This is a genomic window from Dickeya undicola (genome assembly GCF_000784735.1).
In the GTDB taxonomy this organism is placed as follows: Bacteria; Pseudomonadota; Gammaproteobacteria; order Enterobacterales; family Enterobacteriaceae; genus Dickeya; species Dickeya undicola.
In genome coordinates, this window is the sequence record NZ_JSYG01000019.1 from 230,530 (window position 1) to 254,790 (window position 24,261).

Consider the following 24,261-nt stretch of genomic DNA (forward strand, 5'->3'; position numbering starts at 1 on the left):
AGAAGGAAACTATCATGACGTCGCAAAGTTCCACCCCGGTTATTACCAGTATGCAGGTGATCCCTGTCGCCGGGCACGACAGCATGTTGCTGAACCTCAGCGGAGCGCACGCGCCGTACTTCACCCGTAACATCGTGATCCTCCAGGACAACGCGGGTCATACCGGTGTGGGTGAAATCCCAGGCGGCGAGAAAATCCGCCAGACGTTGGAAGATGCCGCCGCGCTGGTGGTGGGGAAAACACTGGGCGAATACAAAAACGTGATGACCGCGGTGCGTCATCAGTTCGCCGACCGCGACGCCTCTGGCCGCGGCCTGCAAACGTTCGACCTGCGTACCACCATTCACGTGGTGACGGGGATTGAAGCCGCGATGCTGGACCTGCTGGGGCAATTCCTGAACGTGCCGGTAGCGGCATTGCTGGGTGATGGTCAGCAGCGTGACGCGGTGGAGATGCTGGGTTATCTGTTCTACATCGGCGATCGCAACAAGACCGACCTGCCGTACCAAAATCAGTCGAATGAAAAATGCGACTGGTATCGTCTGCGTCATGAAGAAGCGCTGACGCCGGAAACGGTGGTGCGTCTGGCGGAAGCCGCATACGAAAAATACGGCTTTAACGATTTCAAACTGAAAGGCGGTGTGCTGGCCGGTAGCGAAGAGGCTGAGGCGGTCACCGCGCTGGCTAAACGCTTCCCGCAGGCGCGCATTACGCTGGACCCGAACGGTGCCTGGTCGCTGAACGAGGCGATTGGTCTTGGCAAACAACTGCGCGGTGTGCTGGCTTACGCTGAAGACCCGTGCGGTGCCGAACAAGGCTTCTCCGGCCGTGAAGTGATGGCGGAATTCCGCCGCGCCACCGGTCTGCCTACCGCGACAAACATGATCGCCACCGACTGGCGTCAGATGGGCCACACCATTTCCCTGCAATCGGTGGATATTCCGCTGGCGGATCCGCACTTCTGGACCATGCAAGGGTCGGTGCGCGTGGCGCAGATGTGCCATGAGTGGGGGCTGACCTGGGGTTCGCATTCCAACAACCATTTCGATATTTCACTGGCGATGTTTACCCATGTGGCTGCCGCCGCACCGGGTCGGATTACCGCCATTGATACCCACTGGATCTGGCAGGAAGGCAATCAGCGTTTGACCAAAGAACCGTTACAGATCGTCGGCGGCATGGTTGAAGTGCCGAAAAAACCGGGTCTGGGTGTCGAACTGGATATGGATCAAGTGATGAAAGCCCATGAGTTGTATAAAAACATGGGACTGGGCGCGCGTAACGACGCCGTTGGTATGCAGTATCTGGTTCCTGGCTGGACGTTCGATAACAAACGCCCTTGCCTGGTTCGTTAATCCATCGCTGTTTATTCATTAAGACGCGCCGTCTCATCCGGGCGGCGCGGTAAGAGAGTAAGGACAAAACATGAAGACGCCACTGTTACCTAACCAATTTCGCCAGGATTTACATCAGGGCAAAACCTTGATCGGTTGCTGGTGCGCACTGGGCAATCCCATTTCCACCGAGGTACTGGGGCTGGCGGGATTCGACTGGTTGGTGCTGGACGGCGAGCACGCGCCGAACGATATCAACACCTTTATCCCGCAACTGATGGCGCTGAAAGGCAGCCACAGCGCGCCGGTGGTGCGTCCACCCTGCAATGAACCGGTGATCATCAAGCGCTTGCTGGATATCGGTTTTTATAACTTTCTCATCCCCTTTGTGGAAACCGAAGAGGAAGCCATTCGCGCCGTCGCATCAACCCGTTACCCGCCAGCGGGGATTCGTGGTGTGTCGGTCGGCCATCGCAGCAACGCTTACGGTACTGAACCGAACTATTTCTCCACCATTAACGACAACATCACCGTGCTGGTGCAGATCGAAACCCAGGAAGGAGTGGACAACCTGGATGCGATCGCCGCGGTGGATGGCGTTGACGGTATTTTTGTCGGCCCCGGTGACCTGTCGGCCGCGTTGGGGTATCTGGGGCAACCTAACCACCCCGAAGTGCAGAAAGTGATTCGTCACATCTTCGAACGTGCGGCAGCCCACGGTAAGCCGAGCGGCATTCTGGCACCGGTGGAAGCGGATGCCCGTCGTTATCTGGAATGGGGCGCGCGTTTTGTCGCGGTAGGCAGCGATTTGGGCGTGTTCCGTGGCGCAACACAGGCGCTGTGCGACAAATTTAAAAAGTAACTTGGATTATCAGGGCCGCATCGGCCGTAAACATATCTGACCATGTCACTGAATGGACAACGAGGTTATCGCAATGAAAATTGGTTTTATTGGACTGGGTATCATGGGCAAACCGATGAGCAAAAACCTGATCAAAGCGGGTTACTCATTGGTGGTGCTGGACAGAAATAGCGCAGCGGTCGCCGAGGTTGTTGCGGCGGGGGCCACCTCGGCTGAGACAGCGAAAGCGGTAGCCGAGCAGAGCGATATCGTGATTACCATGTTGCCGAACTCGCCTCACGTGAAAGACGTTGTGCTGGGTGAAAACGGTGTGATCGAAGGCGCGCGTAAAGGCACGGTGGTAATCGACATGAGTTCCATCGCGCCGTTGGCCAGCCGTGAAATAGCTGCGGCGCTGGCGGAGAAAGGCGTCGAGATGCTGGATGCGCCGGTCAGCGGCGGCGAGCCAAAAGCGATCGACGGTACGCTGTCGGTGATGGTGGGTGGCGACAAGGCGGTATTCGACCGTTGCTATGACATCATGAAGTCGATGGCGGGTTCGGTGGTGCACACCGGCGATATCGGTGCAGGCAACGTCACCAAGCTGGCAAATCAGGTCATCGTGGCGCTGAATATCGCCGCCATGTCGGAAGCGCTGGTACTGGCGACCAAAGCAGGCGTGAACCCGGACCTGGTATATCAGGCGATTCGTGGCGGTCTGGCAGGCAGTACCGTGTTGGATGCCAAAGCGCCGATGGTCATGGATCGCAACTTCAAGCCCGGTTTCCGCATCGATCTGCATATCAAAGATCTGGCCAACGCGCTGGATACGTCTCACGGTGTCGGCGCACAACTGCCGCTGACCGCCGCGGTGATGGAAATGATGCAGGCATTGAAGGCCGATGACCTGGGCAGCGCCGACCACAGCGCGCTGGCTTGTTATTACGAGAAACTGGCGAAAGTGGAAGTTACTCGGTAGTTGACAGGGCGGCGTCGGCACAACGCGCGGGCCGCCCGGTTGACGGAACATTTTTGACTTGCGCCGGTTCCTGGTTGTGTCCCGCAATTGTGCGTGACAGCGGCTGGCGGTCAAATCGCAACGAGATCGGATGTGAACCGCGTGAGTGGGGAAGCCCAGACACCGGTCTAGCCGTGTGGCATGTTGCGTTTTGGCCTCGGCCCTGCGCCGGCGACGCGAATAATTGCGGGACACAGCCTACTGCGCGGGTAGTTGATGACGCGAGTCGTTTATGAAAATAGTTATCGCACCGGATTCTTACAAAGAGAGCTTATCTGCTCAGGAAGTGGCGACGCAGATTGAGGCCGGTTTTCGGGAGGTGTTCCCCGACGCCAGCTACGTGAAACTGCCGGTCGCCGATGGGGGTGAAGGAACCGTGGAGGCCATGGTGGCGGCCACCCGCGGTAAAATCGTCAAGGTAAACGTCACCGGTCCGCTGGGCGATGATATCGACGCTTTTTTCGGGCTGTCAGGGGATGAAAAAACCGCGTTTATCGAGATGGCGGCTGCCAGCGGATTGGAACGGGTGCCGCCACATCAGCGTAATCCGTTGCTGACCACCAGTTATGGCACCGGCGAGCTGATTCGCTGCGCGCTGGATCATGGCGTTCGTCACTGTATTATCGGCATCGGCGGCAGCGCAACTAACGACGGCGGTGCCGGGATGATGCAGGCGCTGGGTGCACAACTGCTGGATGCGGCGAATAAGCCGATTGGGTTTGGCGGTGCAGAGCTGGCGCGACTGACACGTATTGATATTTGTTCGCTGGACCCGCGTATCCGGCAATGCCGGTTTGAGGTGGCGTGTGATGTCACCAATCCTCTGACCGGTAAGCAGGGGGCATCGGCGATATTTGGGCCGCAGAAAGGTGCCACCAGGGCGATGGTGGAGCAGTTGGACCAGGCGTTGCAACACTATGCTTCTGTGATCCGTCACGATCTGGATATCGATGTGGAGCAGGTGCCGGGTGCGGGTGCTGCCGGTGGTATGGGCGCAGCGTTGCTGGCGTTCTGTGGCGCGGAATTGCGCCGTGGCATTGAGATTGTCACCGAAGCGTTAGGGCTGGACGAACTGGTTAGGGACGCATCGCTGGTTATTACCGGTGAAGGCCGCATCGACAGCCAGACTATTCACGGCAAAGTGCCGATCGGCGTTGCGTCTGTGGCTAAGCGCTATAACAAACCGGTGATCGGTATTGCTGGCAGTCTGACGGCTGATGTGGGCGTGGTGCATGATCATGGGCTTGATGCGGTATTTAGCGTGCTTTACAACATCTGTTCGCTGGAGGAAGCGTTAGACAACGCCGCCAACAACGTGCGAATGACCGCACGCAATATTGCCGCTACCATCAAACTGTCGCAGGCGATGTCCTGAACTTGTTACCGACAACCATCACGATGGCCGACCAATCGGCAGGCGCTGCCTTTGCGAGCAACCGCCTGCCTGATGGCCTTTTCGGTTTGCCATCGCCGCTGACCTTTTACACTGAGATCTGTTTTAGAGGGCGATCCGTTTTAGACGGCGGCCCGTTTTAGACCGCGGTTTCCAGCCGTTTACGTGCCGCGTTTTCCACATTGGTCATCTCGTCCATCAACTCCAGCCATTCCGGCTCCAGCTCATCAACCGACAAGCCTTTGCGTAGCGACTGTTCGAGGTAGTGACAGATCTGTTTGAGCCGAGGTACGCCGCTATAGCTGCAACTGCCGTGCAGTTTGTGAATGATATCGACCAGATTGACTGGTGAGTTGCCCGCCAGCACCGCCTCTACCTGTTGGCGTACCTCCGGCAGGAAATCCAGCAGCATTGCCAGCAGATCAAGTGCCAGATCTGGTTTACTGGCCGCCTGTCGCAACGCCAAATCCCAGTCCAGCGACAGCGGAGATTGTGCCGTAACCGCGGCTATTGGCGACGCGGGCGGCTCGCCCGGTGTTTTACAGGCATGGCGCAACAGCGTCTGGCGTAGCATCTGTTCGTCGATAGGTTTGGAAAGATAGTCATCCATTCCTGATTGCAGCAGCACTTCGCGCTCACCGCTCATGGTGTGCGCGGTGACCGCCACAATCGGGGTATGCGCGTGCTGAGGCAACTTACGGATATGTTCGCTGGCCTGCAGGCCGTCCATGCCGGGCATCTGTATATCCATCAGAATGATATCCAGATGGGTGTCCTGGGCACGGGAGATGGCATCGGCACCGCTTTCGCACAGAATGATGTTTTCTACCTGTTCTTCCAGCAGAGCGCCGATCAGCTTCAGGTTGGCCGGGTTATCGTCCACCGCCATCACACTGAGCGGTAAACGGTTGAATGATGCTTCCGGTGACGGTAAGGCGCGCACCTCGTCGTGATTATCCTGGCTAAACAGGTTGTTGTCCTGCAGCAGTGATAACAGCCGTGGTGCGGTGATGGGTTTGCTCAGGCTGGCATGGATGCCGAACGACTTGAGCTGTTCTGCTTCCATTTCTGCCATGCTGGGCAGTGCCAGAATCACGCAGGAGGCCAGGCGACAGAAGTCACGAATCTGCGGTGTGAAATCCAGCAACGTGTTGCGGTAGTAGATCGGTACGCCGAACAGCAGAATATCGAAGGTGCGTTCCGGCAACTGCTCCATCGTCGGGCTGTAACTGACGGTCAGTGGTGTATGTACCAGAATGTCCAGCGTCGCCTGAGCCGCCGCCGGGTTGGCTTCCACATAGGCCAGATGCTTATTTTGCAAACTGTCAAAGTGATAATCGGGCTCCAGCACGTGCGGGTTCATCTGTAGATTAACGGTACACCAGAAGGTGGTGCCCTGATTCAGTTTGCTGTGGAAACTGATGTCGCCGCCCATTTCCCGCACCAGTCGCTGGGTAATCACCAGCCCCAGGCCGGTGCCGCCGTGCTGGCGCGAAATACTGGTATCCGCCTGACGGAACGCCTGGAACAGCTGGGTCTGCTGTGCTTCGGCAATGCCGATGCCGGTATCCTTGATCTGGATTTCCAGCAGCACCTGCAAACTCTCCTGCCTGCGCTTTTCGATGCGGATATCAATGTTGCCCTGCTCGGTAAACTTGATGGCGTTGCCCAGCAGATTGGTGATGATTTGCTGTAAGCGCAGCGGGTCGCCGACGAACTGCTCCGGCACGTCATGCTGAATGTTTAGCGTCAGCTCCAACCCTTTCTCATGGGCGGTATGCGCCAGCAGCATGATCACTTCATCCAGCGTGTTGTGCAGCGAGAACGGGATATTTTCCAGCACCAGTTTTCCTGCTTCCAGCTTGGAGAAATCCAGTACGTCATTGATGATATTGAGCAGATTGTTGGCGGAGCGCTCAATGGTTTGCAGGTAATCCTTCTGGGTCGGCGTCAGCTGGGTTTTCAGCGTCTGACGGGTAAAACCGATAACGCCATTGAGCGGCGTGCGCAGTTCGTGGGACATGTTAGCCAGGAACTCGGATTTGATGCGCGCCGCTTCCTGCGCCCGCTTTTTAGCCAGATCCAGCTCGACGTTCTGGATCTCCATCTGTTCCAGCGTTTCACGCAGGTCATAGGTGGCCTGATCGATATTTTGTTGCATCTCTTCGTGATAGGCGGTGAGTGACATCGCCATCGAGTTGATGCCATTCTTCAGCATATCCAGTTCGCCCAGCATGTGGCCTTCCACCCGGCTGTCCAACTGGCCGCGACGAATGCGGTCCACCGTTTCCACCATGTTGCGAATAGGAATGGTGACGTCACGCATCAGCCGATAGGCCAGCAGCATCGCCACGCCCATGCAGAACAGCAATAGCATCGCAGCCATAAACATCTCCCGGTATTGCTGCAACCGGATGGTGTTCAAATCCAGCTCGACGGCGACATAGCCCATCGGTGCCTGCCGACTGATTAGCGTACCGGAAGAGACTTCGCCTTCATTCTCGATAGGCATCTGCAACACCAGGCATTCTTCTTCGTTTTGCAGCCGCATAGCGGTCGGCAACGGATTGCCGGACGGCACCTGCAACAGCTGGCCGTGAGGATTGTTGGGGTTGCTGGTGACAATAAGCTGGTTGCGGGCGTCGAATACGCTGATGGTGCGCACAATGCCAGAGTGATGGCGATGCAGCATATTGACCAGTTGCCGCAACGACTCCGGCTGACGTTGGGTCAGAGCATAGGCGCTGTTGACCGCCAACGGTTGAATGATACTGGCACCAGCGTCGGCCAACTGTTCCTGCAACTGGTTATAGCGGTGGATGACGAAAAAACTACTGAGCAGCAGACCGATAAGCATGGTCGGTGCCAGAATCAGTATCATCATACGTGCGCGCAGACTGTATTTGGTCATGAGGTTCCAATGTGGGACAATTAAGGCCGACTATTCCATTAAATCAATGACAGCACACTTATGGCGCAATTCTACTCTCCAAACCGGCGCGTGACGACCCGGCAAACCCTTACCGTGACGGCGAATGATCTGGATCCATTCGGACAGGGAGTAGCCCGCCATCAGGGAAAAACGCTGTTCATCCCCGGCGTGCTGCCAGGTGAGCAGGCCGAGGTGCAACTGACGGAAGAAAAACGCCAGTTTGCCCATGCCCGGTTGCGGCGGTTGTTGACCACCAGCGAAGAACGCGTCACGCCGCGTTGCCCGCATTTTTCCACTTGCGGTGGTTGCCAACAGCAGCATGTCAGCCAGCCATTGCAGCATCGCAGTAAAGCGGCTGCGTTGGTACACCTGATGACGCGGGAAACCGGTGCTGTGCCACCGGAGCCGGAGGTCATCGCCGGGTCAGCCTATGCCTACCGCCGCCGTGCGCGCCTTGCATTATACTATCAGGCGAAATCGCGCCGGTTGTTGATGGGCTATCGACAGGCGGGATCGCACGATTTGGTGGATATCGGCGCTTGTCCGATACTGCGTCCGGAACTGGAGGCACTGATAGTACCTTTGCGCGACTGTCTCGGGAAGTTGCAGGCCGTCCGGCGGCTTGGGCATGTGGAGCTGGTGCTGGCCGAGCAGGGGCCGTTGGTGATTTTGCGCCACCTGGATCCGCTACGTGACGCTGACCGCCAGGCGCTGACGGCATTCGCTGCTCAGCATGGCGTAGCGCTGTTTGCCGCACCGGAAGCGGGTACGCTGGAATGCTTGCACGGTGATATGCCGTCGTATCGTATCGCCGGGTTATCGCTGGCGTTCAGCCCGCGCGATTTTATTCAGGTCAATGACGACATCAACCAGCGGATGGTGGAGCAGGCGTTAGCCTGGCTCGACCCACAGCCGCAGGACCGGGTGCTCGACCTGTTTTGCGGCATGGGCAATTTTACCCTGCCGTTGGCGCAACAGGCTGGTAGCGTGGTCGGGGTCGAAGGTGTGGCGGCGTTAGTGGAAAAAGGGCGGGAAAACGCTCAGCGCAATGGGCTGACGCAGGTCACATTTTATCATCATGACCTGGAAGAGGACGTCACCCGGCAACCATGGGCGTCGATGGGATTTGATAAGATATTGCTTGATCCTGCCCGTGCCGGTGCGCCGGGCGTGATGCCGCAGATTGTGAAACTGGCTCCCCGGCGGGTGGTGTATATATCCTGTAATCCCACCACGCTGGCGCGGGACAGCAACGTGCTGATGGCTGCCGGTTATCGTCTAGCCCGGCTGACCATGCTGGATATGTTTCCACATACTGGACATCTTGAGTCGATGGCACTGTTTTTGCTTGGTTCCGATGGCTCGGTAAAGTAGGGAGAAATTATGGTTGCGGTAAGAAGTGCGCATTTGAATACCGAAGGCAAGTTCGTGCCGGACGCGTGGATTGCCTCCCTGGGTATCGCCAGTAAAACGTCGTGCGAACGCCTGGCCGAAACCTGGCGCTATTGCGAAGAAAAAACGGAAGGTCACCCTGATGCGATGCTGCTGTTGTGGCGCGGCATTGAGATGGTGGAAATTCTCTCCACGCTGAGTATGGATAACGACAGTATGCGCGCGGCGATGCTGTTCCCGCTGGCGAACGCCAACGTGGTGGATGAGGAGACACTGAAGGAAACCTTCGGCAAGAATATCGTCAATCTGGTGCATGGCGTGCGCGATATGGATGCGATACGCCAGCTTAAAGCAACCCAGCATGACTCGATGGCCTCTGAGCAGGTGGATAATATCCGCCGTATGCTGCTGGCGATGGTGGAAGACTTTCGTTGCGTGGTGATCAAGCTGGCGGAGCGTATCGCCCACCTGCGCGAAGTGAAGGATGCACCGGAAGAAGAGCGCGTACTGGCGGCCAAAGAGTGTACCAATATCTACGCGCCGTTGGCTAACCGGTTGGGGATCGGCCAGCTTAAGTGGGAACTGGAAGACTTTTGCTTCCGCTACCTGCACCCAGACGAGTACAAACGTATTGCCAAACTGCTGCACGAGCGTCGCATTGACCGTGAGCAGTATATCGACGATTTCGTCAAAAACCTGCGTGCGTCCATGACGCAGGAAGGGCTGAAAGCCGAAGTGTATGGCCGTCCCAAGCATATCTATAGCATCTGGCGAAAAATGCAGAAAAAGTCGCTGTCGTTCGACGAACTGTTCGACGTGCGCGCCGTGCGTATCGTGGTGGAACGGTTGCAGGACTGCTACGCGGCGCTGGGGATTGTGCATACCCACTATCGTCATCTGCCGGATGAGTTCGACGATTATGTCGCCAACCCTAAACCTAACGGTTATCAGTCGATCCACACTGTGGTGCTGGGGCCGGGCGGCAAGACGCTGGAAATTCAGATTCGCACCCGGCAGATGCACGAAGACGCGGAGCTGGGTGTCGCCGCACACTGGAAATACAAGGAAGGGGCCGCAACCAGCGGGCGTTCCGGTTACGAAGAGCGTATCGCCTGGCTGCGTAAATTGCTGGCCTGGCAGGAAGAAATGGCGGACTCGGACGAAATGCTCGACGAAGTGCGCAGCCAGGTGTTCGACGACCGCGTTTATGTGTTTACCCCCAAGGGCGATGTGGTGGATTTGCCGACCGGTTCCACGCCGTTGGATTTTGCCTATCACATCCACAGCGATATTGGTCACCGTTGTATCGGTGCCAAGGTGGGCGGGCGTATCGTGCCGTTCACCTACCAGTTGCAGATGGGCGACCAGATCGAGGTCATCACCCAGAAGCAGCCGAACCCGAGCCGTGACTGGCTAAACCCCAATCTGGGGTACATCACCACCAGCCGTGGGCGTTCCAAAATCCACAACTGGTTCCGCAAGCAGGACCGGGACAAGAATATCCTGGCGGGCAAACAGATTCTGGAAGACGAACTGGCGCACCTTGGTGTCAGCCTGAAAATGGCCGAAAAACTGCTGTTGCCGCGCTACAACATCAATTCGATGGATGAATTGCTGGCTGGCATTGGCGGTGGTGATATCCGCCTTAATCAGTTGGTGAACTTCCTACAGTCGAAGGTGAACCAGCCGAGCGCCGAAGAGCAGGATCGTGAAGCGCTGAGACAGTTGACGCAGAAGTCTCAGCAACCGGCCCAGCGCACCAGTGCCAAAGACAACGGCCGGGTGGTGGTGGAGGGCGTCGGTAACCTGATGCACCACATCGCGCGTTGCTGCCAGCCGATTCCGGGCGACGATATTATCGGCTTTATCACCCGTGGACGCGGTATCTCCATCCACCGTGCGGACTGTGAACAGCTCGATGACCTGCGCAGTCACGCGCCGGAGCGTATTGTCGAAGCGGTATGGGGCGAAAGTTACTCCAGCGGCTATTCGTTGGTGGTACGGGTGACCGCCAACGACCGCAGCGGCTTGTTGCGTGACATCACCACGATTCTGGCTAACGAAAAGGTCAATGTGTTGGGGGTTTCAAGCCGTAGCGACGTGAAGCAGCAGCTTGCCACTATCGACATGGATATCGAGATCTACAACTTGCAGGTGCTGGGCCGGGTACTGGCCAAGCTCAATCAACTGCCGGATGTGATCGACGCTCGGCGCTTGCAGGGCAATTAGTTGATACTGTTGTTACTACCTTAAGGCGGGCTGGTCCCGCCTTTATCATGTCATTATCAGGATTATTATGAATTCATCCGCCATCGAGCGCTTACTCCACATCATGCAGCGACTGCGCGACCCGGAAACCGGTTGCCCGTGGGATCGTGAGCAGACGTTTGACACCATCGCTCCTTACACGCTGGAGGAAACCTACGAGGTGCTCGACGCCATCAGCCGTAAGGATTTCGATGACCTGCGCAGCGAACTGGGCGACCTGCTGTTTCAGGTGGTGTTTTACGCCCGCATGGCGCAAGAGCAAGAGCTGTTTGATTTCTCGGACGTATGTGACGCCATCAGCGATAAGCTGGAACGCCGTCACCCGCATATCTTCGGCGACGCCACCTTGTCGGACAGCGACGCGGTGTTGGCTAACTGGGAGCAGACCAAGGCGCAAGAGCGAGCGGAAAAAGATCGTCATTCGCAGTTGGACGATATCCCGCAGGCGCTTCCTGCGCTGATGCAGGCGCATAAAATCCAGCAGCGCTGCGCCGCTGTCGGTTTCGACTGGACGACGCTCGGACCGGTGCTGGACAAACTGTACGAAGAGATCGACGAGGTGATGGTCGAAGCACAGCAGGCGGTGGTCGACCCGGAAAAACTGGGCGAAGAAATTGGCGATATGCTGTTTGCAGCGGTCAATCTGTCTCGTCACCTCGGGCACAAAGCGGAAATCGCATTGCAACAGGCCAATCGCAAGTTCACCCGCCGTTTCCAGCAGGTGGAGCAACGGATTGGCGAAAGCGGTAAATCCCTCGCCGACGCCACGCTCGACGAGATGGAAGCCGCCTGGCAACAGGTAAAAGCATCAGAAAAAAAGGATTGAATCCATTTTCTGAGTGAACGCTGATTTTTTTCTGGTTTTTGGTGCTATCCAGCTGATTTTAAACCTGGTCATTGTCTCCCGCGAGAGTGGGAGATACCGCATCAGCCGGAGCCTGTCAACGTCACAAAGGGTAAAACGATCATTTGTGACGTCTCCCAGGTTCGGGTATACTACTTTCCCGTCCTGGTCTTTCCATCGTCCTTAAACCTAAACTTTCAGGTTCAGCATGACAACTAATTATATTTTTGTGACCGGCGGGGTCGTATCCTCTCTGGGTAAAGGCATTGCCGCAGCCTCTCTCGCGGCTATTCTCGAAGCCCGTGGCCTCAACGTGACCATCATGAAACTGGACCCGTATATCAATGTGGATCCGGGCACGATGAGCCCGACGCAGCACGGCGAAGTGTTCGTCACCGAAGACGGTGCCGAAACCGATCTCGACTTGGGTCATTACGAGCGTTTTATTCGCACAAAGATGACGCGCCGCAATAACTTCACCACCGGACGCATTTATTCTGACGTTCTGCGCAAGGAGCGTCGGGGTGACTATCTGGGGGCGACCATTCAGGTTATCCCACACATCACCAACGCCATTAAAGAACGCATTATCGAAGGCGGCGAAGGCCACGACGTGGTGCTGGTGGAAATCGGCGGTACGGTTGGTGATATCGAATCGCTGCCGTTCCTTGAAGCGATTCGCCAGATGGCGGTGGAAGTGGGTCGCGAGCATACCCTGTTCATGCATCTGACGCTGGTGCCGTACATGGCGGCAGCGGGTGAAGTAAAAACCAAACCGACCCAGCATTCTGTGAAAGAACTGCTGTCCATCGGTATCCAGCCTGATGTATTGATCTGTCGTTCTGATCGCACCGTCCCCGCTAACGAGCGCGCAAAAATTGCGCTGTTCTGTAACGTGCCGGAAAAAGCGGTCATTTCGTTGAAGGACATTGATTCCATTTATAAAATTCCAGCACTATTGAAATCTCAGGGTCTGGACGATTATATTTGTAAACGATTCAGCTTGAACTGTCCGGAAGCAAACCTGTCAGAATGGGAACAGGTGATTTACGAAGAAGCCAATCCGGGCGGTGAAGTGACCATCGGCATGGTCGGCAAATACGTAGAACTGCCGGATGCCTACAAGTCAGTGATTGAAGCGCTGAAACATGGTGGTCTGAAGAACCGCCTGACGGTCAATATCAAGCTCATCGATTCGCAGGACGTGGAAACGCGCGGCGTCGATGTGCTGAAAGGATTAGACGCAATTCTGGTGCCTGGCGGGTTCGGTTACCGCGGGGTGGAAGGGAAAATCATGGCAGCGCGCTATGCCCGTGAGAACAACATCCCGTACCTTGGCATCTGTCTGGGTATGCAGGTAGCGTTGATGGAGTTTGCTCGTAATGTCGCCGGTATGGAAGGCGCCAACTCCACCGAGTTTGTGCCAGACTGTAAATACCCGGTGGTAGCGCTGATTACCGAATGGCGTGACGCCGAGGGGAATATCGAAGTGCGCAGCGAAGACGGCGATCTTGGCGGCACCATGCGCGTAGGCGGGCAGCAGTGCCATCTGACGGAAGGCAGCCTGGTGCGCCAGATGTACGGTGAACCGACGATCATTGAACGTCATCGTCACCGTTACGAAGTCAACAATATGCTGTTGAAACAGATTGAGGCGGCGGGATTGCGTGTTGCTGGTGTCTCCGCCGACCGTAAACTGGTGGAGATCGTTGAGATCCCTGATCATCCGTGGTTTGTGGCTTGTCAGTTCCATCCGGAATTTACGTCCACGCCGCGTGACGGGCACCCGCTGTTTGCTGGCTTTGTGAAAGCCGCCGGGGCGTACCAGAAGCGTCAGGTGAAGTAAGGTTTTACCAGTGAAATGAGTTGTGCAGCAACGCGCGGTCCTCTGATCGCGCGTTGCCGTCTGAGGTTTTAGTTTAACTTGTACTGAGGAAAATCTGATGTCCAAAATCGTTAAAGTCATTGGCCGTGAAATCATCGACTCACGCGGAAACCCGACCGTTGAAGCTGAAGTTCATCTGGAAGGTGGTTTCGTCGGTCTGGCTGCGGCACCGTCAGGTGCTTCCACGGGTTCCCGCGAAGCGCTGGAACTGCGTGACGGCGACAAATCCCGTTTCCTGGGCAAAGGCGTAACCAAAGCCATTGCTGCAGTAAACGGTCCGATCGCACAGGCTATTCTGGGCAAAGACGCCAAGGATCAGGCTGCCATCGACAAGATCATGATCGACCTGGACGGCACTGAAAACAAATCCAACTTCGGCGCCAACGCCATTCTGGCCGTTTCTCTGGCTTCAGCGAAAGCTGCTGCGGCATCTAAAGGCCTGCCGCTGTATGCTCACATCGCTGAACTGAACGGCACCCCAGGCAAATACTCCATGCCGCTGCCGATGATGAACATCATCAACGGTGGTGAACACGCCGACAACAACGTCGACATCCAGGAATTCATGATTCAGCCGGTTGGCGCTTCAAGCGTGAAAGAAGCCATCCGTATGGGTTCTGAAGTTTTCCATCACCTGGCTAAAGTGCTGAAAGGCAAAGGCATGAACACGGCTGTTGGTGACGAAGGTGGTTACGCGCCGAACCTGGGTTCCAACGCCGAAGCGCTGGCTGTTATCGCTGAAGCGGTGAAAGCGGCTGGTTACGTGCTGGGCAAAGACATCACCCTGGCGATGGACTGCGCTGCGTCTGAATTCTACAAAGACGGCAAATACGTTCTGGCTGGCGAAGGCAACAAAGCATTCACCTCTGAAGAATTCACCCACTTCCTGGAAGATCTGACCAAACAGTACCCGATCGTGTCCATCGAAGATGGTCTGGACGAATCTGACTGGGCTGGCTTTGCTTACCAGACCAAAGTGCTGGGCGACAAAATCCAGCTGGTGGGTGACGACCTGTTCGTAACCAATACCAAGATTCTGAAAGAAGGTATCGAAAAAGGCATCGCTAACTCCATCCTGATCAAATTCAACCAGATCGGTTCTCTGACCGAAACGCTGGCTGCTATCAAGATGGCGAAAGACGCAGGCTACACTGCTGTGATCTCTCACCGTTCCGGCGAAACCGAAGACGCTACCATCGCCGACCTGGCGGTAGGTACTGCTGCGGGCCAGATCAAGACCGGTTCCATGAGCCGTTCTGACCGTGTGGCTAAATACAACCAGCTGATTCGTATCGAAGAAGCGCTGGGTGCTGCTGCACCGTTCAACGGCCTGAAAGAAGTGAAAGGCCAGGCGTAAGTGCTTGCCGACCGGCGAACTCGACTCGCCGGTCATCACGTCTGACAATCCGGAAGCGTTTCTGCTTCCGGATTTTTTTTGCCTGCCTGATTGATTCTGCGTTGAATCCTGTGAATTGCGAGCGTGCTTCCAGACTTTTATTCCCCGTTGAGTCATGGACGTAACAAACAATGAACCCGATCCCAAATCCTTTCTTCCCTACATGCGACCTGCGTCTCTACCCGCTAGAGTGATTTTGGACCACGGGTTCTGCTGATTCAAAATCGTATTTCGACCAGAAGTTTGAAGCCGATCGGTTGGTTCTTCCCGCGGATGCCAGTAGCGGCGATGGGGTGGCAAACGTGCAAAGGTTTTTGCTTTGCCGCCTCGTTACCTTAACGCTACGGCGGCAACGATGTTTTTTGGTCCGCCGCAACACCTTCACAAATACAATCAATGAGGAAGGATGGCGATGAAAACACGTAAGATTGGGCTGGCGAATTATCTGGCCTACGGTTCCGGTGATTTCCTCGGGGCCGGCACCACGGCGCTCACCGCTGGCTGGCTGCTCTATTTTTACACCACGTTTTGCGGTCTGACGCCTATCGAGGCGACCTTTATTTTTGCCATGGCCAGGGTATTGGATGCGGTCGTCAGCCCGTTGATGGGGTTCCTGACCGATAATTTCGGTTCGACCTGGTTGGGTAAACGTTTTGGGCGGCGTAAGTTCTTTATTTTGCTCGGTATTCCCTGTGTGTTTAGCTACAGCCTGATGTGGGTCGGCCACATGGATTACTGGTACTATCTGATTACCTACCTGCTGTTTGACGTCATCTACACGATGGTACTGGTGCCGTATGAAACACTGGTGCCGGAAATGACCGATGATTTCAAACAAAAGACCAAGTTCTCTGGCGCGCGTATCGCGTTGGCGCAACTGTCAGCGATTCTGGCAGCGTTTCTTCCCGGTATCCTGTTGGGGTATTTCGGCAAAGATAACGCGGTGTCCTTCTTCTATTCCAGTCTGGTGTTTTCGGTCATCTGCGCTTGCGTGCTGACGCTGGTGTACTTCTTCACCTGGGAGCGACCACGCGATCAAATGTCAGAAGCCTCGTTGCAGGCAGAAAAGGAGCGTCAGTCGTTGACGCTGGGGCAGAGCCTCAAACGTTTGAACATTGAGCTGCTGTCCACTCTGCGTATCCGCATCTTCCGCCAGCATCTGGGGATGTATCTGGGCGGTTATATCGCACAGGACGTGTTCAACGCGGTATTTACTTACTACGTGGTATTCGTGCTGATGCAAAGCCCGACGGTGGCGTCTAACCTGATGGGGACGATGGCGATCCTGCAATTTATTTCGGTGATTGCGATGATCCCACTGTGCATCCGGTTTGGACCGGCACCTTCCTACCGTATGGTGGTTTGTCTGTTCGGTTTAAGCGCACTGTCCTATGGTTTTCTGTACTACAGCGGTACGCATTCAGCATTTTCGCTGTTGTTGCTGGTGTCCGCTCTGGCTGGCTTGGGTCGCGGCGGTATCAACTATGTGCCCTGGAATACTTACACCTACATCGCTGACGTGGATGAGGTCATCACTGCCCAGCGTCGTGAAGGGATCTTTGCTGGCATTATGACCCTGACCCGTAAAGCCTCGCAGGCTGGCGCGGTGATGTTGGTGGGGGTGGTGCTGCAACTGTCCGGCTTTGTCTCCGGACAGAGTGTGCAGGCTCCGGGTGTTAGTCACACCATTCTGATGATGCTGTGTTTCGGCACGGTCGGGGTATTGACGTTAGGATTTCTGGTATCGCTGGGCTTTAAGCTGAACCTGCAAACGCATGAAGTGCTGCGGCAGGAAACGGCAAAAATGCGTGAAGCGGGCCGCATTGTGCCGGAAAAGGTCACACCGGAAGCTCGCGCTACGGTGGAAATGCTGGCCGGTATGCCATACGAATCCCTGTGGGGGAACAACAACATTGGTTATCTCAATCGCCACAAGGCACCAGCCCGGTCGATCACCGGTGGAACGCCTCACCACGGTGTGCATTGAGCCGTGATGTGCAGATTGATACGTATCGAGAAGTCATCGATTGATAGGTAATAAAACTGGAATCGGATATCTGTTATGACCATTTTTCCTGTAAAACATAGCGCGCTGCTGCGCCAGCCCGAGCACTTTATCTCCCGGGATGCGTTAAAAGCATTGATCTGCCGGGTGACCGATAATCTGATCAACATTGAAGATAAAACCGGTGAATTCCTGCTGCGGCTGGATGACGGCCGGGTTATCGATACCAAAGGTTGGGCTGGCTGGGAGTGGACACATGGCATCGGGCTGTACGGCATCTACCAGTATTATCGCCAGACCGGCGACGAGCGGATGCGCACTATCATCGATGACTGGTTCACTGCCCGGCTGGAAGAGGGTACGCCGACTAAAAACGTCAATACCGTATGTCCGTTTCTGACACTGGCCTACCGCTATGAAGAAACCGGCGACAGCCGTTGGGTGCCGTATCTCGAACGTTGGGCGGAATGGGTGATGTACGACATGCCGCGTACCCACAAGAACGGTTTGCAGCATATCGTCTACAACAGTGAAAACACCGATCAGCTGTGGGATGACACGTTGATGATGAGCGTGTTGCCGCTGGCGAAAATTGGCAAGCTACTCAACCGCCCCGAATTTGTAGAAGAAGCCACCTACCAGTTCCTGCTGCATGTACAGTACCTGATGGATCGCCAGAGCGGCCTGTGGTTTCACGGCTGGACGTTCGACGGTAACCACAGTTTTGCGCAGGCCCGCTGGGCACGTGGCAATAGCTGGCTGACTATTGTGATCCCGGAATTCATCGAATTGCTGGATTTGCCTGAACACAACGCTACCCGCCGTTTTCTGATTCAAGTGCTGGAAAGCCAGGTGGAAGCGCTGGCGAAGTATCAGGATGACAGCGGTCTGTGGCATACCTTGCTCGATGACCCCAATTCCTATCTGGAAAGCTCCGCCACCGCCGGATTCGCCTACGGTATCCTCAAAGCGGTGCGCAAGCGCTATATCGACCGCCGCTACGCTGATGTGGCGGAAAAGGCGATGCGCGGCGTGATAGCGAATATCAATGAGAGCGGAGAACTGCTCAACGTCTCCTTTGGGACGGCGATGGGCAAAGATCTGGACTACTACCGCCAGATTCCGCTGACCTCAATGCCATACGGTCAGGCGATGGCGATTCTGTGCCTGTCGGAGTATTTGCGCGTTTATCTGTAAAACGTGTCGAAGAGATAGCGAGTTTTGGACGGGCTTCCAGTGGAAGCCCGTTTTTTGGGGCTTGTGTGACTCACAACCCCGACAGACTGTAGTTGACCGGCAACCAGCGGTAACCGTTGGTTTTACCGCTAGTGTCATGCTGTACCGCTACATGACCGATGCCGGGGAATGGCATGTGCGCGCCTGCAACCCAGTAACCCTGCTTCACCGTTTCTTTCAGCAATGCATCACGGGTGCGAACCGCCTGATCGCTATCAGAGTCAAATGCGATGGCGGTGTCCGGCAATGGCATTTGTACCGCTTCGGCGTGCACGATATCACCCCACAGCAGGATTTTCTGGCCGTCGCTGTTGACCAGGAATGAGGTATGGCCAGGGGTATGGCCTGGCGTCGGCACAGCGGTAATACTGGCGGGCAGTGACTGATGATCGGTAAATGTCTTCAACTTACCGGCTTCGCGGATATGGCGGAACACTTCCTGCACGCGTTCAAATCCGGCTTTTTTGTCTTGCGGCGCTTTTTTCAGGTTATCCAGGCTTAGCCAGAAATCGGTGTCTTTCTGGTTCACGTAAATGGTGGCGTTGGGGTAAACCAGTTTCCCGTCGCTGACCAGTCCGCCGAAGTGATCGGCATGTAAGTGGGTCACCAGTACGGTATCGATCTGCTCCGGTTTATACCCGGCGGCTTTCAGGTTGGCCAGCGTTTTACCGGTGGTTTTTCCACCCAGCGCACCGGTGCCGCTATCAACCAAAATCAGGTTTTTTCCGGTATTGATCAGAAACGCGTTGATGGAGGTTTCCACCTGCGGTTTCAGGTAGCTGGCTTCCAGCAGGCTGACGATTTTCTCCCGCGGCGTGCGGGTGAGCAGCTTGTCCATCGGCATGGTATTGGTGCCGTCGGACAATGCAGTAACTTCATACTGCCCAACCATAATGCGGTAATAGCCGGGCTGGGTTTTAACCTGAGCGACGGCTTCTGCATTGGCGAATGCCGGAATCAGAGATAATGACAAACAGAAAACAGCAAGGGGCTTTAATAACGTCATCTTACATTTCCTTATTTGTGAACAAACCTTTCATCTTCCACATCGCAGTTGGCAGCGTTCAAGTCGGCTTACGCCAGCTTGTCACGCATTCTTGTGGCTTATTGCACTCAGCAAGCCCAGGGAATGTGCGGCGTTGCCATCTTCCCACAATGCGAATCGATTGCGATAGCGGTAGGGTCGTATCATGTGCGACCTGTTGATTATTAACCGGGAATCGTGTTGGCACAAATACCCGGTTACGGTTGTTTTTCGCTATCGCACCCGGAAGTTTGGCATGGCCTGTGCTATCGGCGATAATAGTGGTTTAGCCAGAAGGAATAATGAAACACGATGCTTTACCCGATTAACGAAATGTTCCAGACCTTGCAGGGCGAAGGTTTTTTCACCGGCGTCCCGGCGGTGTTTATCCGTTTGCAGGGGTGCCCGGTGGGGTGCAGCTGGTGCGACACCAAACATACCTGGGAAAAACTGCCGGAGCGGCAGATTCCGCTGGCGGAGGTGCTGGTGAAAAGCGGGGAAAGCGACGCCTGGAGCGGTTCCAGCGTTGAGGATCTGTTACAGCAGATGGCATTGCAGGGGTACAGCGCCAGACATGTGGTGATTACCGGCGGCGAGCCTTGCATTTACGACCTGACGCCGTTGACGCAGACGCTGGAGCAGCGGGGGTTCAGTACGCAGATCGAAACCAGCGGCACCCACGAAGTCCGCTGCTCACCCGATTGCTGGGTGACAGTTTCTCCCAAAGTGAATATGCGCGGCGGCCTGGCGGTATTGGATCAGGCGCTGCAACGGGCGGATGAAATTAAACATCCGGTAGCGCGTGAGCGGGATATTGAGGTGTTGGATGCGTTGCTGGCAAGACTGGATGACGACAAGGCGCGGGTTGTGGCGTTGCAGCCGATCAGTCAGAAAGACGACGCCACCCGGCTGTGTATTGAAACCTGCATCGCCCGCAACTGGCGTTTATCGATGCAGACCCACAAATACCTCAATATTGCCTGACGGGCGTCGGTTTAGCTGATAACCGCGCGGGCTGCTGGTTCAGTCGTCCTCGCCGCGGTATACGCAACCGGCGGTGCAGGTTTCTTTGACGGTTACCGCGCTTAATAATGGCAGCGTCGGTTTGAGCTGCTGCCAGATCCAGCGCGCCAGCACTTCGCTGGTCGGGTTTTCCAGCCCTGGAATGTCGTTCAGGTAATGGTGATCCAACTGTTCCCAGGTGGGTTTGAATGCGGCTTTCAACTCGGCGAAATCCATCACCCAGCCGGTATAAGGGTCGACCTCACCGGTAATTTCCAGACGAACCATGAACGAATGACCATGCAGGCGGCCGCATTTATGGCCATTCGGCACATGGGGAAGCCGATGCGCGGCTTCGAACTGGAAATCTTTAAACAGTGTGGTTGGCATGGTGAGGCTCTCGTGTCATTCAAAAAACCGTCGCATACTACCGGAAAGTGCCGTGTTAAGCACGTTTCCTGACGCCAGACTATCCTTTTTGCCAGTATCAGCGCGCAACCTGCCTGCTTGTCAATCGGGCTATTCTGTCAGTTCGATAATCGCATGGTGGCTCCAACCGATGGGCAAGGGGGACGGACGATGTAACGTTATGTTGTGTAACGTTAATCCGTTGACGCCGCGTGCAAACAGTACAGGCAGCCCGGTTGGGTAGTTTTCCACCCCGTAGGCGCGCCCGGTATCCGGGTTGACCAGATAAGCATTGTCCAGCCCCATGCCGGTGGGGCGTTCCGGGTTGCAGGGCGGTCGCACGTCGTATAGGCCCTGTTCCGGCGAATCGCTCGGCCGCTGTTCTAGCGTAATGTCATCGAAATGAATATTGCGGATATAACCTGCCGGTGTACTGTGCAGGTTGATAGCACCTTCGCTCACGCCGGACAGCCGCACGAAGCGCACATCCTCAATCACCCCTGGTTCAATCATTGGGTCGCGATAACGTACCGACACAAATACCGGATCGGCCTTGCCCCAGTGGCACGGTGGTGCCGCGACGCATTCGAAGGTGATATCGCTGAAGCAGATACGGCGAAACGCGCCGCCATCGCGGGAAATCAGGCCAATTCCCCGGTTGGAATCGTAGATGGCGCAGTGACTGACGGTCAGGTCTTCAATGTCGGCGAAGGTTTCGGTGCCAATTTTCAGCGCGCAACTGCGCGAACGTAGCCGACAGTGACTGACCATCATACGCTGGGCTTTATACTGCATGGCCGGAGGTTTATCGGTGGTTTTGATGCACAAGGCATCATCGGCGGCGCTCAGGTGACAGTGGCGCACCGTCACGTCCTGGCAACTGTCGAGATTAAGCGCATCGGTGTTAGCCATCGTCATGTCGTTATCCACCGTCAGGCGTTCAACGTTGACCTGGCGGCAACTCACCAGATGGACGGTCCACATCGGTGCCTGTTCGATGATTACGTCCTGCAAACGGACCTGTTCGCAGTCCTCCAGCACCAGAATGCGCGGACGATGTTGCGCTGGCAATCGATAGCCTTGTTCGTCGGGCTCGGCTGAGAAGTAGGCGTCGGCGCTACCGGTGATTTTCCCTTTCCCACACAAGGTGATGTTGCGCTGACCTCGGGCATACAGAAATGCACGATCGGAAAGCTCGGCCACGCTGACGGTTGTATTTTGGGCAAAATCGTCATAGTCAGCACTGGCGATCAGTTCCGCTCCGGCGTCCAGTTGCAGGCAGAAATTCGAAGGCAGCCGTAGTCCTCCCAGCAGATAATGTCCCGCTTCCACCACCAGCGTGCCACCGCCTTGTGCTGCCAGGTCGTCGATAGCTCGTTGGAACCGCGCGGTGTCAGGGGTCATGCCATCAGCGGCAGGCGTGTAGGAGTGAATGGATAGCCTCATGGTTTTTATCCTGTTGCGGTAGGGGAACGGGATCATTCCAGCACGGTTTTTCATCGCAGGCAGCCGTGGCACAGCGGGAAATCGCTCAGGGTTAGAGCGCCTTCACAGCCTGCCTGACGCAATCCGGTGGAGTGTGAGCGTGATAACGTGATACTCGCCGCGAGCCAAACACGATGTGTGTTTCATCACATTTTTATCCCTTCTGACGAAGGTCCATCGTATTCGCCGCGCATGATGTTTCATATTTGTTAAATTAATGTGATCTTGATCGCGCAGCACGTTTACCGTTGAAGGCAGGTTGTGAGGCAAGGGCGCGGCAATGCGCCAGACAGTGAACCCGATTCCGTGAAATGAGCGCTATCAGGGTTGTCGACACCCATTTTTTCAGCCTGCCGCGCATAACGCGCATTTGGTCGCCCCCCAGTACTGGTGAAGAAAAAAACAATCTGCCTATCTTGTTTCCCAGCGGGAGGTGCTCTGTACCTGCCTGATTACCCTTCCGCCCTGAAATAACAACATAAAGAGGATCGGGGAATGATGAGATTACTGATGGGGGGCATGTTGTTGGCGTTTGCCTGGCTGGGACAGGTTCAGGCCGCAGAACAGGTGGCATTGCGCCTCTCCTGGTGGGGCGGCAACAGCCGTCATCAGGCTACGCTGGCTGCCATTGAGGCTTTTCAGAAGAAATATCCGGGGATCACGGTCAAAGCGGAATACACCGGCTGGGATGGTTACCTCTCGCGCCTGACCACCCAAATCGCCAGCGACGAAGAGCCGGATGTGGTACAGATCAACTGGAACTGGATACCGATTTTTTCCCGCACCGGCACGGGTTTTTATGATCTAAACAAACTGAAAGCGACCTTGAAATTACAAGATTTCCCAGCGGATGCGCTGACCACGGTAGACGGCAAGGTCAACGCTATCTCCACTTCCCTCAACGGGCTGGTGATGTATTACAACGTCGATACCTGGAAAAAGGCCGGTCTGGCGTACCCGACCACCTGGGAAGAACTGTTCCAGGCTGGCAAGGTGTTCAGGGATAAGCTCGGCGACAATTACTTTCCGCTGGCTTCCCCGGCGCAGGACAGCGGCGAGGGATTGCTGGAGCTTCTCAACACCTACATGACCCAGAAATTTCATATCGGCATGATTGATGAACAGAACAAACGTTTTAATTACACCGAGGCACAGTGGCTGGAGGCGTTTCGGTTCTATAAACGATTGGTGGATGATCATGTCATTCCGTCGACGAAATACTACAACGCCTTTGGCAAAGCTGGCGTATTTGAGACAAGACCGTGGATCAACGGCGAATACGGCGGGGCTCAGCTTTGGGCTTCGGTGGTGAAAAAATACGCCGAACCGCTGGCGCCACCCGCAAAACTGGATCTGGGGCCGTACATCATGACACCGGGCTCCGACAATCCGGGGCAATTCTTCAAACCATCGATGCTGTTTGCCATCAGCAAAAGCAGCAAACACCCGAAAGAAGCGGCACTGTTGCTCAATTTTCTGATGAATGACCCAGAAGGCAGCCTGTTGATGGGCACCGAGCGCGGCGTACCGCTTAGCCGGGTGGCGCGTCAGGCGTTGCAGGATAGTCAACGGCTGGATACGCAGGATCTGGCGGTGAAAGGGCTGATGCAGGCGCTGGAAAAGCCGATGCAGACACCGGTGTCCTCGTATATTGAAGACCCACAACTGGCTAGCCTGATTCTGCAAACGGTTGAACAACTGGATTATGGCAACCGAAGTGTGGAGACGTCAGCGAAGAATTTCAACGACATGGGCAACCGTATTCTGAAACGGGTGATCCGCTGATTTGCCGAACCGG

The 24,261-nt window shown here is 55.7% G+C and carries 16 protein-coding genes and 1 pseudogene; 13 read left to right on the forward strand and 4 right to left on the reverse strand.

Features of this window, described 5'->3' with window-relative positions:
* The first annotated feature begins 14 nt into the window (after positions 1 to 14).
* From gudD to OB87_RS09735, 4 genes and pseudogenes are all read left to right on the forward strand, one after another.
* Positions 15 to 1,355, forward strand: a complete 1,341-nt coding sequence (gudD, locus tag OB87_RS09720) for a glucarate dehydratase (RefSeq protein ID WP_033569241.1) — start codon at positions 15 to 17, stop codon at positions 1,353 to 1,355.
* Between the two features lie 70 nt (positions 1,356 to 1,425).
* Positions 1,426 to 2,192, forward strand: a pseudogene (gene garL, locus OB87_RS09725) (2-dehydro-3-deoxyglucarate aldolase); the annotation flags it as partial.
* A 71-nt stretch (positions 2,193 to 2,263) separates the two neighbouring features.
* Complete coding sequence (garR, locus tag OB87_RS09730; RefSeq protein WP_033569290.1) at positions 2,264 to 3,154, forward strand: 2-hydroxy-3-oxopropionate reductase; 891 nt, start codon at positions 2,264 to 2,266, stop codon at positions 3,152 to 3,154.
* A gap of 271 nt (positions 3,155 to 3,425) precedes the next feature.
* Positions 3,426 to 4,568 (forward strand): glycerate kinase, encoded by a 1,143-nt coding sequence (locus OB87_RS09735; protein WP_033569243.1) that lies wholly within the window; start codon positions 3,426 to 3,428, stop codon positions 4,566 to 4,568.
* Between the two features lie 157 nt (positions 4,569 to 4,725).
* On the opposite strand, the gene barA is transcribed toward OB87_RS09735, so the two are convergent.
* Entirely contained in the window at positions 4,726 to 7,497 is a 2,772-nt protein-coding gene (gene barA / locus OB87_RS09740; RefSeq protein WP_033569244.1) for a two-component sensor histidine kinase BarA, read from the reverse strand.
* A gap of 60 nt (positions 7,498 to 7,557) precedes the next feature.
* Between barA and rlmD the strand changes: the two genes are divergently transcribed.
* The 7 genes from rlmD (at position 7,558) to bglB (ending at position 18,505) form a co-directional block, all read left to right on the forward strand.
* The gene (gene rlmD, locus OB87_RS09745; RefSeq protein WP_033569245.1) at positions 7,558 to 8,892 is read left to right on the forward strand and encodes a 23S rRNA (uracil(1939)-C(5))-methyltransferase RlmD; all 1,335 of its coding nucleotides are present in this window, start codon (positions 7,558 to 7,560) and stop codon (positions 8,890 to 8,892) included.
* A 9-nt stretch (positions 8,893 to 8,901) separates the two neighbouring features.
* Positions 8,902 to 11,139: a GTP diphosphokinase gene (gene relA, locus OB87_RS09750; protein WP_033569246.1), complete on the forward strand. Its 2,238-nt coding sequence runs from the start codon at positions 8,902 to 8,904 to the stop codon at positions 11,137 to 11,139.
* A 67-nt stretch (positions 11,140 to 11,206) separates the two neighbouring features.
* Positions 11,207 to 12,004 (forward strand): nucleoside triphosphate pyrophosphohydrolase, encoded by a 798-nt coding sequence (gene mazG / locus OB87_RS09755; RefSeq protein WP_033569247.1) that lies wholly within the window; start codon positions 11,207 to 11,209, stop codon positions 12,002 to 12,004.
* Between the two features lie 226 nt (positions 12,005 to 12,230).
* Complete coding sequence (pyrG, locus tag OB87_RS09760) at positions 12,231 to 13,868, forward strand: glutamine hydrolyzing CTP synthase (protein ID WP_033569248.1); 1,638 nt, start codon at positions 12,231 to 12,233, stop codon at positions 13,866 to 13,868.
* Positions 13,869 to 13,965: 97 nt separating this feature from the next.
* The gene (eno, locus tag OB87_RS09765; protein WP_033569249.1) at positions 13,966 to 15,264 is read left to right on the forward strand and encodes a phosphopyruvate hydratase; all 1,299 of its coding nucleotides are present in this window, start codon (positions 13,966 to 13,968) and stop codon (positions 15,262 to 15,264) included.
* Positions 15,265 to 15,715: 451 nt separating this feature from the next.
* Entirely contained in the window at positions 15,716 to 17,290 is a 1,575-nt protein-coding gene (locus OB87_RS09770; protein ID WP_033569250.1) for an MFS transporter, read from the forward strand.
* A 75-nt stretch (positions 17,291 to 17,365) separates the two neighbouring features.
* On the forward strand, positions 17,366 to 18,505 hold the full coding sequence (gene bglB / locus OB87_RS09775) for a beta-galactosidase BglB (protein ID WP_033569251.1): 1,140 nt from the start codon (positions 17,366 to 17,368) through the stop codon (positions 18,503 to 18,505).
* Between the two features lie 70 nt (positions 18,506 to 18,575).
* Here the strand turns inward: bglB and OB87_RS09780 are convergent, their stop codons facing one another.
* Positions 18,576 to 19,550, reverse strand: a complete 975-nt coding sequence (locus OB87_RS09780; RefSeq protein WP_033569252.1) for an MBL fold metallo-hydrolase — start codon at positions 19,548 to 19,550, stop codon at positions 18,576 to 18,578.
* Between the two features lie 330 nt (positions 19,551 to 19,880).
* On the opposite strand from OB87_RS09780, the gene queE reads away from it, so the two are divergent.
* Positions 19,881 to 20,552: a 7-carboxy-7-deazaguanine synthase QueE gene (queE, locus tag OB87_RS09785; protein WP_033569253.1), complete on the forward strand. Its 672-nt coding sequence runs from the start codon at positions 19,881 to 19,883 to the stop codon at positions 20,550 to 20,552.
* 39 nt (positions 20,553 to 20,591) lie between these two features.
* Here queE and queD read toward each other — a convergent pair whose 3' ends face one another.
* Positions 20,592 to 20,960, reverse strand: coding sequence for a 6-carboxytetrahydropterin synthase QueD (gene queD / locus OB87_RS09790; protein WP_033569254.1), 369 nt, complete (start codon positions 20,958 to 20,960; stop codon positions 20,592 to 20,594).
* A 129-nt stretch (positions 20,961 to 21,089) separates the two neighbouring features.
* Positions 21,090 to 22,424, reverse strand: a complete 1,335-nt coding sequence (locus OB87_RS09795; RefSeq protein WP_033569255.1) for a glycoside hydrolase family 28 protein — start codon at positions 22,422 to 22,424, stop codon at positions 21,090 to 21,092.
* A gap of 534 nt (positions 22,425 to 22,958) precedes the next feature.
* On the opposite strand from OB87_RS09795, the gene OB87_RS09800 reads away from it, so the two are divergent.
* The gene (locus tag OB87_RS09800; RefSeq protein WP_033569256.1) at positions 22,959 to 24,248 is read left to right on the forward strand and encodes an ABC transporter substrate-binding protein; all 1,290 of its coding nucleotides are present in this window, start codon (positions 22,959 to 22,961) and stop codon (positions 24,246 to 24,248) included.
* Positions 24,249 to 24,261 lie beyond the last annotated feature (13 nt).

Excerpts from the sequence above, each read along its gene's own strand:
- gudD (WP_033569241.1), top strand. The coding sequence starts at position 15 with ATGACGTCGCAAAGTTCCACCCCGGTTATTACCAGTATGCAGGTGATC.
- OB87_RS09735 (WP_033569243.1), top strand. The coding sequence starts at position 3,426 with ATGAAAATAGTTATCGCACCGGATTCTTACAAAGAGAGCTTATCTGCT.
- barA (WP_033569244.1), bottom strand. The coding sequence starts at position 7,497 with ATGACCAAATACAGTCTGCGCGCACGTATGATGATACTGATTCTGGCA.
- rlmD (WP_033569245.1), top strand. The coding sequence starts at position 7,558 with ATGGCGCAATTCTACTCTCCAAACCGGCGCGTGACGACCCGGCAAACC.
- relA (WP_033569246.1), top strand. The coding sequence starts at position 8,902 with ATGGTTGCGGTAAGAAGTGCGCATTTGAATACCGAAGGCAAGTTCGTG.
- mazG (WP_033569247.1), top strand. The coding sequence starts at position 11,207 with ATGAATTCATCCGCCATCGAGCGCTTACTCCACATCATGCAGCGACTG.
- pyrG (WP_033569248.1), top strand. The coding sequence starts at position 12,231 with ATGACAACTAATTATATTTTTGTGACCGGCGGGGTCGTATCCTCTCTG.
- eno (WP_033569249.1), top strand. The coding sequence starts at position 13,966 with ATGTCCAAAATCGTTAAAGTCATTGGCCGTGAAATCATCGACTCACGC.
- OB87_RS09770 (WP_033569250.1), top strand. The coding sequence starts at position 15,716 with ATGAAAACACGTAAGATTGGGCTGGCGAATTATCTGGCCTACGGTTCC.
- bglB (WP_033569251.1), top strand. The coding sequence starts at position 17,366 with ATGACCATTTTTCCTGTAAAACATAGCGCGCTGCTGCGCCAGCCCGAG.
- OB87_RS09780 (WP_033569252.1), bottom strand. The coding sequence starts at position 19,550 with ATGACGTTATTAAAGCCCCTTGCTGTTTTCTGTTTGTCATTATCTCTG.
- queE (WP_033569253.1), top strand. The coding sequence starts at position 19,881 with ATGCTTTACCCGATTAACGAAATGTTCCAGACCTTGCAGGGCGAAGGT.
- queD (WP_033569254.1), bottom strand. The coding sequence starts at position 20,960 with ATGCCAACCACACTGTTTAAAGATTTCCAGTTCGAAGCCGCGCATCGG.
- OB87_RS09795 (WP_033569255.1), bottom strand. The coding sequence starts at position 22,424 with ATGAGGCTATCCATTCACTCCTACACGCCTGCCGCTGATGGCATGACC.
- OB87_RS09800 (WP_033569256.1), top strand. The coding sequence starts at position 22,959 with ATGATGAGATTACTGATGGGGGGCATGTTGTTGGCGTTTGCCTGGCTG.